11 protein-coding genes are annotated in these 13,477 nt (G+C 63.4%); 7 read left to right on the forward strand and 4 right to left on the reverse strand.

What is annotated here, in order from left to right:
- The first annotated feature begins 27 nt into the window (after positions 1 to 27).
- Both SH412_RS06660 and SH412_RS06665 read left to right on the forward strand, forming a co-directional pair.
- Positions 28 to 759 carry an SDR family oxidoreductase gene (locus tag SH412_RS06660; protein ID WP_336522731.1) on the forward strand — a complete coding sequence of 244 codons (732 nt, stop codon included), beginning with the start codon at positions 28 to 30 and terminating at the stop codon, positions 757 to 759.
- Positions 760 to 965: 206 nt separating this feature from the next.
- Positions 966 to 1,529, forward strand: coding sequence for a GNAT family N-acetyltransferase (locus SH412_RS06665; protein WP_336522732.1), 564 nt, complete (start codon positions 966 to 968; stop codon positions 1,527 to 1,529).
- A 217-nt stretch (positions 1,530 to 1,746) separates the two neighbouring features.
- Here SH412_RS06665 and SH412_RS06670 read toward each other — a convergent pair whose 3' ends face one another.
- Entirely contained in the window at positions 1,747 to 3,138 is a 1,392-nt protein-coding gene (locus SH412_RS06670; protein ID WP_336522733.1) for a sigma-54-dependent transcriptional regulator, read from the reverse strand.
- Positions 3,139 to 3,502: 364 nt separating this feature from the next.
- On the opposite strand from SH412_RS06670, the gene SH412_RS06675 reads away from it, so the two are divergent.
- The 4 genes from SH412_RS06675 (at position 3,503) to odhB (ending at position 9,620) form a co-directional block, all read left to right on the forward strand.
- The gene (locus SH412_RS06675) at positions 3,503 to 3,784 is read left to right on the forward strand and encodes a hypothetical protein (protein WP_336522734.1); all 282 of its coding nucleotides are present in this window, start codon (positions 3,503 to 3,505) and stop codon (positions 3,782 to 3,784) included.
- A gap of 310 nt (positions 3,785 to 4,094) precedes the next feature.
- Positions 4,095 to 5,126 (forward strand): PIN/TRAM domain-containing protein, encoded by a 1,032-nt coding sequence (locus SH412_RS06680; protein ID WP_336522735.1) that lies wholly within the window; start codon positions 4,095 to 4,097, stop codon positions 5,124 to 5,126.
- A 272-nt stretch (positions 5,127 to 5,398) separates the two neighbouring features.
- Positions 5,399 to 8,290 carry a 2-oxoglutarate dehydrogenase E1 component gene (locus tag SH412_RS06685; RefSeq protein ID WP_336522736.1) on the forward strand — a complete coding sequence of 964 codons (2,892 nt, stop codon included), beginning with the start codon at positions 5,399 to 5,401 and terminating at the stop codon, positions 8,288 to 8,290.
- Between the two features lie 106 nt (positions 8,291 to 8,396).
- Positions 8,397 to 9,620, forward strand: a complete 1,224-nt coding sequence (gene odhB / locus SH412_RS06690; protein WP_336522737.1) for a 2-oxoglutarate dehydrogenase complex dihydrolipoyllysine-residue succinyltransferase — start codon at positions 8,397 to 8,399, stop codon at positions 9,618 to 9,620.
- A 174-nt stretch (positions 9,621 to 9,794) separates the two neighbouring features.
- Here odhB and rimI read toward each other — a convergent pair whose 3' ends face one another.
- The 3 genes from rimI to SH412_RS06705 all read right to left on the reverse strand — a co-directional run bounded on the left by rimI (position 9,795) and on the right by SH412_RS06705 (position 12,489).
- Positions 9,795 to 10,355: a ribosomal protein S18-alanine N-acetyltransferase gene (rimI, locus tag SH412_RS06695; protein ID WP_336522738.1), complete on the reverse strand. Its 561-nt coding sequence runs from the start codon at positions 10,353 to 10,355 to the stop codon at positions 9,795 to 9,797.
- Between the two features lie 191 nt (positions 10,356 to 10,546).
- The gene (locus SH412_RS06700) at positions 10,547 to 11,548 is read right to left on the reverse strand and encodes an MDR/zinc-dependent alcohol dehydrogenase-like family protein (protein WP_336522739.1); all 1,002 of its coding nucleotides are present in this window, start codon (positions 11,546 to 11,548) and stop codon (positions 10,547 to 10,549) included.
- Complete coding sequence (locus tag SH412_RS06705) at positions 11,545 to 12,489, reverse strand: fumarylacetoacetate hydrolase family protein (RefSeq protein ID WP_336522740.1); 945 nt, start codon at positions 12,487 to 12,489, stop codon at positions 11,545 to 11,547. Before SH412_RS06705 ends, SH412_RS06700 begins: the two co-directional genes overlap by 4 nt.
- 263 nt (positions 12,490 to 12,752) lie before the next feature.
- Here SH412_RS06705 and SH412_RS06710 point away from each other — a divergent pair, with 263 nt between their 5' ends.
- Positions 12,753 to 13,445 carry a zinc metallopeptidase gene (locus SH412_RS06710; protein ID WP_336522741.1) on the forward strand — a complete coding sequence of 231 codons (693 nt, stop codon included), beginning with the start codon at positions 12,753 to 12,755 and terminating at the stop codon, positions 13,443 to 13,445.
- Positions 13,446 to 13,477 lie beyond the last annotated feature (32 nt).

Here is a 13,477-nt window from a genome sequence, read left to right on the forward strand (position 1 = left end):
ACATCCGAGTATTGGGGACAGTCACAGATGACGAAACTCGCCGGTCAGGTGGTGGCGATTACCGGAGCCAATCAGGGAATCGGCAAGGCGCTGGCGACGTTATTCGCGGCCGAAGGCGCCCGGCTGGCGCTCTGCGCCCGCAATCCCGACAAGCTCGGAGCCGTGGCCGCAGAGCTCCGTGCGACGGGAGCCGAGGTCCTCGCGCGGCCGACCGATGTCTCCGTCGAAGAAGACGTCGATGCGTTCTTCGACGAGATCGACGCCCAGTTCGGCCAGATCGACATCCTGGTCAACAACGCCGGGGCCTTCGACGGCGGTCCGCTCGACGAAGTGACGCTGGAGGCCTGGAATCGCGTCGTCGGCTCCTGCCTGACCGGGACGTTTCTCTGCAGCCGGGCCGCGTTTCGCCGGATGAAGCTCCGCCGGAAAGGTCGAATTCTGAATATCGGATCGATTTCCGCCCAGCGGCCGCGCGCAGGAAGCGCCCCTTACTCTGCCGCCAAGTTCGGCGTCTGGGGACTGACGCAGGCGATCGCACTCGATGCCCGCCCGTTCGGCGTGGTCTGCAGTTGCCTGCATCCGGGAAATGTGATGGTCGAGCGGCGGCAGGAATCGGGCCAAGAGTCAGACGATGAACCCATGATGTCCGCCGAGACCATCGCCCGGGCCGCCCTGGCGATGGTGACCTTGCCGGATGACGTCAATTTTCTGGAAGCCATCGTCCTGCCACGTGACCAGGCGTACCTGGGTCGCGGCTGAGGTTGGCTCGTCGCTTCTCGCCCCGGCCTCATCCTCGCGAGAATCGTTGGACGTCGGCGACTGACGAATCCGATTGCCGACGAACACGAATTGACACGCACCGTCTGCCGTCTAGACTGGCAAAGATCGAAGGACGGGAATCAGATTCCCCAGAATCAAAGTTCCAAGCACCAATTCTCAAAAGGCCGCAGGCCGTACCAAGAACCATGCCCCTGCGGTACTTCAAGCGGTTCCGGATGGAGATCGACCTGCGACAGGTCGATCTGGTGGTGCCCGTATTGCCGGCAGGTTTTGCGTGGGTCCCGTGGAACGAAAGCACCGCCGAGCGCCATGCCGGCGTGAAGTGTCACGCCTTTGAGCACGAAGTCGATTCGGAAGTCTTTCCCTGCCTCGGGGACTTCGTCGGCTGCCTGCGGCTGGTGCGGGAAATCGCCCTGCAGCCGACGTTTCTGCCATCCGCCACGTGGCTGATCGTCAGCGAGGACGCTGCCGGACTGCCGGTCGACTGCGGCACGATCCAGGGCCTGGCGGTCTCGGAACAGTCCGGCGCCGTGCAGAACGTCGGCGTCCTGCCGGAATTCCGCGGCCAGGGGCTTGGACGTTCCCTGGTCCAGCGGGCACTGCTCGGTTTTCAGGAGCATGGCCTCAAGCGCGTGTCGCTGGAAGTGACCGCGGCGAACGAGCCGGCCGTCGAGCTGTATCGCGACGTCGGCTTTCGCGTGACCCGGACGATGTATCGCGCCATCGTCTGCGACCCGGCCCTCGTCTGAGAGTGCTCCAGGGGAGCGAATAGCGAGCAGGGAATAGGGAATAGCGAGTCGCCAGAAAAAGGCGATCTCTGAGCAACTGCCTCTGGCTATTCGCTACTCCCTACTCGCTACTCCCTCAACTCGACATTCAAGCTGCGACGCGGCGCAAAAAAAAATGCCCCGGGACGATTGAAACCGCCCGGGGCATCGGCCCGTCGTGGTGCAGGGGCAAGGCCCGTTACGGGATCAATTGGCGCTCGAAGGAGACGCCATATTTCTTCATCTTCTTGTAGAGGGTCGTGCGGTTGATGCCCAGGAAGTCGGCGGTTTCCTGACGGTTCCAGCCGTGGGCTTCCAGGGCGTCGAGAATGAGCTGCTTCTCCGGGGACGCGAGGGCGGCCTTCAGCGAAGAGGCCCCGCTGCCGAGGCGGCCGGCGAAGTCCGGGTGGAATTCCTCGGTCCGCAACGCGTCCGGGAGGTCCTGGACCTGAATCACCGTGTTCTTGGTCAGCACGACCGCCCGTTCGACGACATTGACCAGTTCTCGCACGTTGCCGGGCCAGCGATACCGCTGCATGACGTGGATCGCTTCTTCGCTGAAGCCGTTGATCTTCTTGCCGGTCTGTTCGAGGAATTCCTTGAGATAGTGCTCGGCGAGCAGCGGGATATCCCCCAGTCGTTCGCGGAGCGACGGCTGAGTGATCGTCACCACGTTGATCCGGTAGTACAGATCCTGGCGGAACCGGCCCTTGCGGACTTCCTCTTCGAGGTCCGCATTCGTGGCCAGGATCATCCGGACGTCGATCTTGTGCGTCTTGTTGCCGCCGACCGGTTCGAACTCGCGGTCCTGGAGGACCCGCAGCAGTTTGACCTGCAGACTGGGAGAGGCCGTGCCGATTTCGTCGAGAAAGATCGTCCCCCCCTGGGCCTGCAGGAACTTGCCGACGCGGTCGCTGTTGGCGCTGGTGAAGGCGCCCGCGACGTGGCCGAACAGTTCGCTTTCGAGCAGGGAATCGGGGAGCGCCCCGCAGGCGACTTCGATGAACGGCTTATCCCGGCGGTTGCTGAGCTGGTGGATCGCGCGGGCCGTCATCGTCTTGCCGGTGCCGCTTTCGCCCAGCACCAGCACGGTCGTCCGCGTGTCGGCGACGCTCTCGATCAGGTCGAACATCTTGAGCATGCGGTAATCGTGCCCGATGATGTTCCCGAGACCGAATCGCTGGTTGAGCTGCGCTTTGAGCTGTTTGTTCTCCGCAACGATCTGTCGCTGCCCCAGCGCCCGCTGGATCGAGAAGTTGAGTTCGTCCTCGACGAGGGGCTTGGTCAGGTAGTCGAAGGCCCCCAGCCGGATGGCTTCGACGGCGCTTTCGATCGTGCCGAAGCCCGTCAGCAGGATGATGGCGGTCTCCGGAACGGCCTGCACGCCCCATTCCAGCAGCGTGAAGCCGTCTTGATCGGGGAGATTGACGTCGCAGATGACGGCGTCAAACGGATATTCCTTCATCCGGGCCATCGCATCCCGGACCGTGCTGGCGGTCTCGGTGCGGTGTCCCAGACTGCGGAGGTAGTCGGCCATTGCTTCCAGCAACGGCCGGTCGTCGTCGACGACGAGAAGCGAGCCCTGATTCATGTCTCGTAGACTCTCTTGCCAGATGCACATCCAGCGCCTTACGGAGGATGGCGCGGTTCCCCCGGCGCCCCGAGAGGACGGTCGCGTCCGAGGGGCGTTGCAGGAAACACGGAACCAGTCGGACAGCGAACCGATTCCGGACAGAGAGGACGTTCCACGTCCGGTCCAATGTCGCGGAATCAGCGGCGTTCCGACGCCGGGAGCGAGGCATTTTCGAGGGTAAGGAACCCTAGGTCACAAGATGCAGGCGGTCAACAAGATTCCGGGAGCGAATGCAACACTGTTGTCGGAACGCATCGTTCCGCGGAAAATGTCGGACGTGGTGGCGGACCGACAACAAGTCCCGTCCGGGAGAATTCTGCCGATGACCAGTCCCGCTGACAGCGTTCCCGCCGAACTCATCGGTCGGAACGTGGTGCTCGACCTCGCCAGTCCATACGTCTGCGTCGGCGTGCTGGAGGGGGCCGATCACCGCTATCTGATTCTCGCGGACGCGGATCTGCACGACCTGCGCGATTCAAAAACGACGCGCGAGCACTATCTCGTGGAGTGCCGGCGTGTCGGGGTTCGAGTCAATCGGCAACGCGTCTACGTCCGGCACGAAGAAGTCGTCAGCCTGTCGGCGCTCGACGCCGTCGTCGACTGAAGGGGGCGGGCCGACTCTTCCCCGTCGGGGAAACAGGCGCCAGGATTCGCGGCTGTCCCGGAATTCGAAGGCTGGCAATCCCGGAAACGGAGCCATACTATACGAAGAATTCGCTTCCGAGCGGGAAGAGATGGCTGCGTAATTGTCGCGACACGACGACACTCCGAGGGTCGTTCCGGTGCGGTGGTCATTTTTTTCCGGGAATCCGGGGGTTGCTGACGTAGATCTTGCCAGAAAAGGTGGTTTCAGGAGGAGGGCGCTCAATCTCTGTCCTCGGAAATCGCCTCACGCCTGAAGCGGGAATCCTCCCATGCTGTTGATTGTCGTTCGAATCCTGTACGCCTTCATCTGCGCCGGCGCGGCTGCCGCCATGGTGCAGCCACAGAGCAATCCCCCGTCCATCGTGGCCGAGTATCCGTTCCCCGCGTTCATCGTGATGATGCTGATTACTCAGTCGGCCACGCTGATCGACGTCCTCTTTCCCCGGAAGCGGCTGGATCTCATCTCGGCGATCTATTTCGGCCTGCTGATCGGGGTGCTGCTGGCCTACCTGCTGACTCTGGCGCTGCGACCGATTATTGCGGACGACTTCGAGCCCCTGATCGTCGGCACCACGCTGATTATCCTGCCCTACATCTGCATCACGCTGCTGTTGCAGACGAAAGATGATTTCCGCTTCGTCATCCCGTATGTCGAGTTTGCTCGCGAAATCAAGGGAGGGCGGCCGCTGGTGGTCGATTCGAGCTCCCTGATCGACGGCCGGATTGCGGACATCATGGATACGCACATCCTGGAGACGCAGCTCATCGTTCCCGATTTTGTCCTGAAGGAAGTTCAGGACATCGCGGACAGCAGCGATAAGCTGCGGCGGACCCGCGGTCGGCGCGGCCTGGATGTGCTGACGAAGCTGCAGCAGAACCCGAAGGTCGACGTGCGGATGCATGAGGTCAAGGACCAGGAGACGTCCGCGGGCCTGACGGTCGATCAGCGGATCGTGGCTCTGGCGAAAGTGCTGGGGGGACGAGTCGTCACCAACGACTTCAACCTCAACAAGGTGGCCAGCGTCCAGGGGGTGGAAGTCATCAACCTGAACGATGTCGCCAACGCGCTCCGTCCGCGGTATATCCCGGGCGAACAGCTCCGCATTCGCGTGATGCGGGAAGGGGAATCGATCGGCCAGGGAGTCGGGTATCTCGACGACGGCACAATGGTCGTCTGCGAACAGGCGGGGGCGCTGCTGGGAAAAGAGATCGATGTCACTGTGACCAGCGTGCTGCAGAACAGCGCCGGTCGGATGATCTTCGGTCGCATGGCCAGTCAGAGCGTCCCGGTCCGGCAGTAGTCTTGCATTCAGTGCTTTGCCGCACCGGCAGCGATTGCCGCTCGGCGGCGGTGACCGGGGCTGTCAATCCTGTCACAATTGGGAATTCGCGGGAATCGTCGTAAGTTCCATTTTCCCGAACTCCTGGATTTTGCTATCGTCGGGTAGAATGAGACGAATGAATTTGACGATCATTCGTTTCGTCTCCGCCCGCTCCGACTCGATGACGATGCATGGGAGCGTCGTTCGATTGAGCCGGCTGAACTGGCCCGCCTGACGCAGAAAATAAACTCATGAGTCCGTCCGAAGTCCTCGTACCTCCGCGGGCCGGCGTTCGGTCTGCACCACGCGAAGAATCCGGGCCTGAACAACGCAACGGGGTTGGAGCTGTCGACAGCTCCAACCTTTCTTACGTTGAGGGCCTGTATCAGGAGTATCTGAAATCCCCTGATGCCGTTTCCCCCGAGTGGCGCGAGTATTTCCGCCACGTCGCCGAGGCCAGCCGGCACTCGGACGAGGCCGCGGAACAGTTTTTTCGTCCGCCTCAGATCGGCGAAGGACTGGTTACGCCGGCGCAGCTCGACGCCGCGATTCTGCAGGAGCGAGTCGAGGAGCTGATCCGGAATTACCGGGCCACCGGTCACTTTGCGGCAAAGCTCGATCCGCTCGGTCAGCCGCGCGATCCCGTCCCCGAGCTGGAGCCCAGCTTCGTGGGATTTTCCGAATCCGACATGGATCGGACGTTTTCCACGCTGAATCTCGGCGGTCCCAACCTCCGGACGCTCCGGGAAATTCTGCAGTGGCTCCGCAACACCTACTGCCGGTCGATCGGTGCGCAGTTTATGCACATCGACGACACCCGCGTCCGCGAGTGGCTTCAGAACCGGATGGAGGCGACGGAAAATCGCTGCCAGCTCACGCGCGACGAGCAGCTCCGGATCCTGAAGCGGCTCAGCGACGCGGTGGTCTTCGAAGAGTTCATTCTGAAGAAGTTCCTCGGCGCCAAGAGCTTCTCGCTCGAAGGAGCCGAGACTCTCGTTCCGCTGCTCGAACTGGCCATCTATAAGGCGGCCGAACAGGGGATCGAGGAGATCGTGGTCGCCATGGCGCATCGCGGGCGTTTGAACGTCCTGGCGAGCATCATGGGCAAGAGCCCGCGGGCGATTTTCCGCGAGTTCGCCGACCTCGACCCCGACCTCAACGTCGGCCGCGGCGACGTCAAATACCATCTGGGCTACAGCAACGACTGGCACTCCGGGGACGGCCGGAAGGTTCACCTGTCGCTCTGCTTTAATCCCAGCCACCTGGAATTCGTCAACACCGTCGGGATGGGACGCGTCCGCGCCAAGCAGGATCGCCGCGGCGACAAGGATCGCTCGAAGGTGCTGCTGGTCCTGATCCACGGCGACGCGGCGTTTCCCGGCGAAGGCATCGTCCAGGAAACGCTCAACCTGAACCAGCTCGACGCCACGCGCATCGGCGGCACGATGCACGTGATCGTCAACAATCAGGTCGGCTTCACGACGTCTCCCCGGCAGGCGCGATCGACGCCCTACGCCAGCGACGTCGCGAAGATGCTGCAGATCCCGATCTTCCACGTGAACGGCGAAGATCCCGAGGCTGTGGCGCAGGTCGTTCGTCTCTCGATGGACTTCCGCCACGACTTCCACCGCGACGTCGTCATCGACATGTACTGCTACCGCCGCCGCGGCCATAACGAACAGGACGAGCCCGCGTTCACGCAGCCGCAGATGTACTCGAAGATCGCGGCCCGACCGCCCGTCGGCCAGAGCTACCTCGAACATCTGCTGACGATGGGCGAGGTGACCCGCGAAGAAGCCGAACGGATGAATTCGCTGCATCGCCAGCAGCTCGAATCCGAACTCGAAGTGGCGAAGAGTGCGCAGTACGTTCACAAGTGGGACATGCTGCACGGGGTCTGGCAGGGGTATCACGGCGGGAACGAACGCGAAGTCGCGGACGTCGACACCGGCGTACCGGTCGAACGGAGCGCCGAGATCCTCGAAATGCTCACGCGTCTGCCCGCCGGCTTCAAACCCAACTTGAAGCTCCACAATGGCGGCGATCCCAAGAAGCCGGAGGGGATCCTGCAGAAGCGGCTGGCGATGGCCCAGGGGCGGGAACGGCTCGACTGGTCCGCGGGCGAGACGCTGGCGTACGCCACGTTGTCGCTCGAAGGCCACCGGGTCCGGCTCCACGGTCAGGACGTCGAGCGCGGAACCTTCAGCCACCGCCACGCGGTCCTGCACGACATGGAGACCGGCGAGACCTACATGCCGCTGGCCCATATGGCGGCCGACCAGGCGCCGATTGAAATCCACAATAGCTGCCTGTCCGAAGCCGGCGTACTCGGCTTCGAGTACGGCTACAGCCTCGACTGGCCCGAAGGTCTCATCGTCTGGGAAGCTCAGTTCGGCGACTTCGTCAACGTGGCGCAGGTCATCATCGACCAGTTCATCGTCAGCGCCGAAGACAAGTGGAACCGCCTCAGCGGCCTGGTCATGCTGCTGCCCCACGGTTTCGAGGGGCAGGGACCGGAGCACTCCAGCGCCCGCCTCGAACGCTTCATGATGCTGGCCGCGGAGGATAACATCCAGATCTGTTATCCGACGACGCCGGCTCAGATCTTCCACCTGCTTCGTCGTCAGGTGCTGAAAAGCTGGCGGAAGCCGCTGATCGTCATGTCTCCCAAGTCGCTGTTGCGATCCAAGGGGGCGACGTCCTCCCTGGAAGATCTCAGCCGGGGGACTTTCCAGCGAGTCATCGGCGATCAGCTCCAGGATCGTCCCGGCAGCGAAGTCCGTCAGATTCTGCTCTGCTCGGGGAAGATCTACTACGAACTCGCCGAGCGCCGGGAACAGCTCCAGCGGAACGATGTCGCCATACTGCGGGTCGAGCAGCTCTATCCGGTCCCGGACCGGGAGCTGGAACTGCTGCTCGCTCAGTATCCAAACGGCACGCCGGTCAACTGGGTTCAGGAAGAGCCAGAAAACATGGGGGCCTGGCGAACCCTGCGGTGCCACTGGGGCGATCAGATATACGGTCGGCATCCGCTGACCGGCGTCTGCCGCCCGGCTTCGGCCAGCCCCGCCACCGGCTCGAAGAAGAGTCACGACAACGAACAGGCCGAGGTGATTGCCCGCGCGTTCGGCCAGGTCCGTTGAGGCTGGCCGATTCCAAGGATCTCATCCGTGTTTGCGGCCCCCAGGCGTGTGGACGCCGCTTCGAAACCGCAGCCTCGTCGCAGTCAGAACAGAAGGCAGGGAGTTCATGTCCGTGGAAGTCAAGGTGCCGCCCGTCGGTGATTCCATCTCCGAAGTGACTATCGGCGAATGGCGCAAGAAAGTCGGAGATGCGGTCGCGCTCGACGAGAACGTCGTTGAGATCGAAAGCGAAAAGGCCACGTTCGACGTCCCGGCCACCGCCAAAGGGGTCATCACCCAGATCCTCAAGCAACCGGGCGACGTCGCGGCGGTCGGTGAAACCATCGCCCTGATCGACGAGTCCGCAGTGCCGACGACGACGAACGGCACCCCGTCGGCTCCCCCCGCGGCCTCTCCGCCGCCGGCTGCGGCACCAGCTCACTCGCACGTCATGCCGGCCGCGGCCCGCGCGCTGCATGAAGCCGGGCTGCAAGCCAGTCAGGTGGAGGCGACCGGCCCCGGCGGACGGCTGCTCAAAGAAGACGTCCAGCGCCAGACGGCCGCGAAGCCCGCCGCCCCGGCGCCGGCCCCTGCTCCGGCGGTCGAGTCCCGCCCCGCCCCGACCACGGTTCTGGCGAAGTCGGCGGGGGAGCGTTCCGAACGCCGTCAGGTCATGAGCCCCATCCGCAAACGCATCGCTCAGCGGCTTGTCGAAGCCCAGCACAATGCGGCGCTGCTGACGACCTTTAACGAAGTCGACATGTCCGCCGTCATGTCGCTGCGAAAGCAGTACCAGGACCAGTTCACCGAGAAATACGGCATCAAGCTCGGCTTCATGTCGTTCTTCGTCAAGGCGGCGATCGAGGCCCTGCAGGCGTACCCCGCCATTAACGCGGAAATCCAGGGGAACGAGATCGTCTACCACGACTATTGCGACGTCGGCATCGCCATCGGCGGCGGCAAGGGACTCGTCGTGCCGGTCCTCCGCAACGCCGAGCGGATGACCTTCGCCGACATCGAACTGGCCATCAGCGACTTCGGCAAGCGGGCGCAGGTCGGCAAGCTGTCTCCCGCCGAGCTGACGGGGGGAACCTTCACAATCAGCAACGGCGGCGTCTACGGCTCGATGCTGTCGACTCCCATCGTCAATCCGCCGCAGAGCGGCGTCCTCGGCATGCACGCCATTCAGGAACGCCCTGTCGTCAAGGACGGCCAGATTGTCGCCCGCCCGATGATGTTCCTCGCCCTGACCTACGACCACCGGATCGTCGACGGCCGCGAGGGCGTCACCTTCCTGAAGCGGATCAAAGACTGCATCGAGAATCCGGTCCGCCTGCTCCTCGAAGTCTGATTCCACGCGGACCGCCTCTGTCCGCTCTCAAAAATGCTACCCGCAGCCCGCAGTGTCACCACTGCGGGCTGTGTCGTTTTCTGATCCGCGCCCAGTTCCAGCCAACGAAAAATCCCTCCGGCAGCCCAGGCCGCCGGAGGGATTCGTTGATTTCGAATTGCAAAGCGACCGCAGCTATGCCGCGTCGTAACCCGGCTCTTCAGCCTGCAGGTACTGGCTGATCCGGTTGCGCGGAGCAAACAGCGTCGCCGCATCGTCGGCGGGATAAAGCTGGAACCGCATCTGATACGCGTCTTCCGTCGTATCGTTGTAGTGGCTGCGGAGCACGCCGCAGGCGTGCAGTCCGCGCGAGCGGAAAAAGAGCTGGGCGGCGAGATTGGTCTCGCGGACTTCGAGAGCGATTTCTCGACGTCGCTGCTGGGACAGCTTGTTGATCAGCTTGTCCATCATCTGGCTGCCGACGCCGAGCTGGCGCGACCAGGGGGCCACTGCGAAATTGAGCACGTGCAACTGCGACTTGAGCAGTTCGTAGATCATGAAGCCGACAATGCGTTCCTGCCGCTCGGCGACCATGCCGATGCAGTTCCGCTGCCGCAGGCACGTCAGAAAGTCCTCCTCGGTCCAGGAGAACTCGAAGCTCTGGCGTTCGATGTCCAGCACCTCGGCCATATCCCGCCGGATCATCCAGCGGATCTGGACGTCGCACTGCTGATGCTGTGTATGTCCCAAGCTCATCGCGGCCTCCTTGCCCTGCTTGAGCAGCCCGGCAAATCCCGAGAACCGGGGTTCGCCGGTGTGTCGAATCGGCCGCCGTCGTGGCTGACGCCCATTCCAACCTGCCCCCCGCAACCCGGTCGCGAGGGAGAGGAACGATACCCCGGCGTGTCATTCCTGCCAAGACAAGTTTGCCGGGTTTTTTGCCGGCGTCATGCCGTTTTCCGCTGTGTTTCGGCGGATTCTGCCACTGCAAACAACAGCTTCAGCACTGGAGTCGTCGCCGCCCGCTCGAAAGCGTCCAGACCGTCTTCCAGACGATAGCGCCCGTCGATCAGGGGCGCGACCTGAATCTCCCGCCGCTCCAGGGCCTCGATCGCCGCCGGGAATGGGCCGCAGCGCGAACCGACGATGGTGACTTCATCGATCACTGCGGGAGCCAGACTCAAAGTCTGCGCGCCGGCCACAGTCGTCTTCAGCACGACCGTTCCTCGCGGGCGAACCAGCCGCAGCGCCGTTTCCAGTCCCGTTCCCGACCCGGTGCAGTCCACCACCAGATCGGCCCGTTCCAGCCTCTCGACCTGGCCCAGCAAAACCGTCCGCAGGCCCAGATCCTCCAGCCGTTTCAGCTTCGCCGCGTGCTTGCCAACCACAGTCAGATTTGGACAGATCCGCGCGAGCACCTGAGCGCAGAGATTTCCCAGGCGGCCATCCCCCAGCACCACGATCCGCTGCCCGGACGAAATTGCGACTTGCGCCGGGATTTGAAAGGCCGCCGCCAGCGGCTCCACAAAGACCGCCTCGTCATCGCTCAGAGCATCATCGACCGGATGCAGATTGACCTCCGGAACGGCGACAAAGTCGGCGAAGGCCCCGTCGTGTCCCAGAATCCCCAGCACACTTCGCTGCGGACAGTGGGTCCGCAGTCCGGCCAGGCACAGCTCGCACCGGTCGCACGCGCAGTTAATCTCGCCCACGACCCGCCGCCCAGCCCAACGGCCCGCCTGCGCCACCCCCACAAACTCGTGCCCCAGAATGCCGCGATACCTCATATAGCCCCGCACCAGTTGCAGGTCGGTCTCGCAGAGTCCCGCCCGCGTGACCCGCACCAGCACTTCCCCCGGCAACGGCGTGGGAACGGGCAGATTGGAGCGAAACTCCAGCCCGGCCTCCGTGAGGACAATCCCGCGCATGATCCCAACGGCAGCCGTCATTTCGCCTCCGCGATGACAGGGCTGGTCAGCGTCCCGATCCGTTCGATTGTCGCTTCGAGCAGGTCGCCGGGCTTCAAATACTTGTTCTTGGAGCTGCCGACTCCTGCCGGCGTGCCTGTGGAAATGATGTCTCCCGGCTCCAGCGTGACAAAACGCGAAATGAACTCGATCACCGCCGCCACAGGGAAGACCATTTCGGCGGTCGACGCATCCTGTTCGACCTGGCCGTTGAGCTTCAACTGCATCTTGAGCGTCTGCGGATCGGGACAGGCATCGCTGCTGAGGACGCACGGTCCCAGCGGGCACGACGTGTCGTGCCATTTCCCATGCTGCCAGTCGAAGAATCCGTCCCGTTCGCGCTTGGTCCGGCCGGGATTCGGCCGGTACTGGCGGTCCGAAATATCGTTCACCACCGTGTAACCGGCCACGTACTGCAGCGCCTCCGCTTCGCTGACGCCCCGGCACCGCCGGCCGATCACCACCCCCAGCTCCAGCTCCCAGTCCAGAAAGTCCGGCGAACAGGCCGGAATGACCACCGGTCCGCCGGGATGCTGCAGCGTCGTGCTCGGCGGCTTCATGAAGACATAGGGAAACGTCCGCTCCCGTTCCTCGGCCTTCCCGCCGCGCTCTTCGATGTGCTTCGCGTAGTTTCCCGCCAGCAGCAGCAGTTTGGGGGGATGCGGCACCGGGACGAGGAGCTGGACCGTCGCCGTTGGCAGTGCGAGTTCGCGTCCTGCGTCGCCGTCCCGTTCGAGCGCCGCGAAGATCTCCCGTGTCGCCGTGAACGACTCCCCACCCGGCAGGCAGTCCAGCAGGGAGTCGTCGTCGCGCGCCGTCAGGCCAAACCGCGCCGCAGCCGCCCTGAGCGGAACCAGTCGGTCATCGTGGAAGAACCCGACCTGAGGGCGAGCATCACCCGTCTGATATCGACACAACCTCATCGCCGGATTCTCCACAGGGACGGGACCGGTCACAATTCGGCCGCCAGTCTGACAGTTGATTCCGAGCAAGTAAAGCATTTCCGCCATGCCGGTTACGACGCCGGGCATCCGTTGTCGGCGAACCGGTACGAAGATTGCATTTCATTGCCTCACAACGTCGGACTGCCGTTCTGGCGGTGTCAGTCTGCAAGCTGGCCCCGCCGGAAAGCGATTGATCCTTTGGAAGCCGTCAGACGTTTTGTCAGAACGGAGGTTCCGCAGCCATGTTTTATTTCGATCCCCTGTACTTTCTGATTCTCGGCCCCGCGATTCTGCTGGCGATGTGGGCGCAGATGCGCGTGCACTCGGCTTACGCACAGGGCATGCAGGAGCCGTCCCGCTACACAGGCGCCGAGATTGCACGGATGATTCTCGACAGAGACGGACTCTACGACCTGCCGATCGAAGAGACTCCGGGCCATCTGAGCGACCATTACGATCCGCAGGCGCGCGTGGTCCGGCTCAGTTCCGGCGTCTACCACTCCAGATCGCTGGCGGCCGTGGGGATCGCAGCCCACGAAGTCGGACACGCCCTCCAGCACGCCCATCACTATGGCCCGCTCGCGCTGCGAAGCATCGCCGCCCCGGCGGCCATGTGGGGACCGGGCGCCGGAATGGTGCTGCTGGTGATCGGTTTTATCATGCGGGCGCCAGCCCTGCTGGCACTGGGGATCGTATCGTTCTCCGCGGTGGCGGTCTTCCAGCTCGTCAATCTGCCGGTCGAATTCGACGCCAGCAACCGGGCGAAGCGCCTGCTGACCGACATGGGCGTCGTCGACGACCACGGCTCGCGCGTCGTCCGTTCCGTCCTCAACGCCGCCGCCTGGACGTACGTCGCCGCCACGCTGCAATCGATTCTGCAGGTCCTCTACTACGTCATTCACATCATGGGAGCGCAGTCCCGTCGCGACGATTGATCGCCTGATCCATCGTCAGAACCACTTTTCAG

Source organism: Planctellipticum variicoloris (assembly GCF_030622045.1).
Lineage (GTDB): Bacteria > Planctomycetota > Planctomycetia > Planctomycetales > Planctomycetaceae > Planctellipticum > Planctellipticum variicoloris.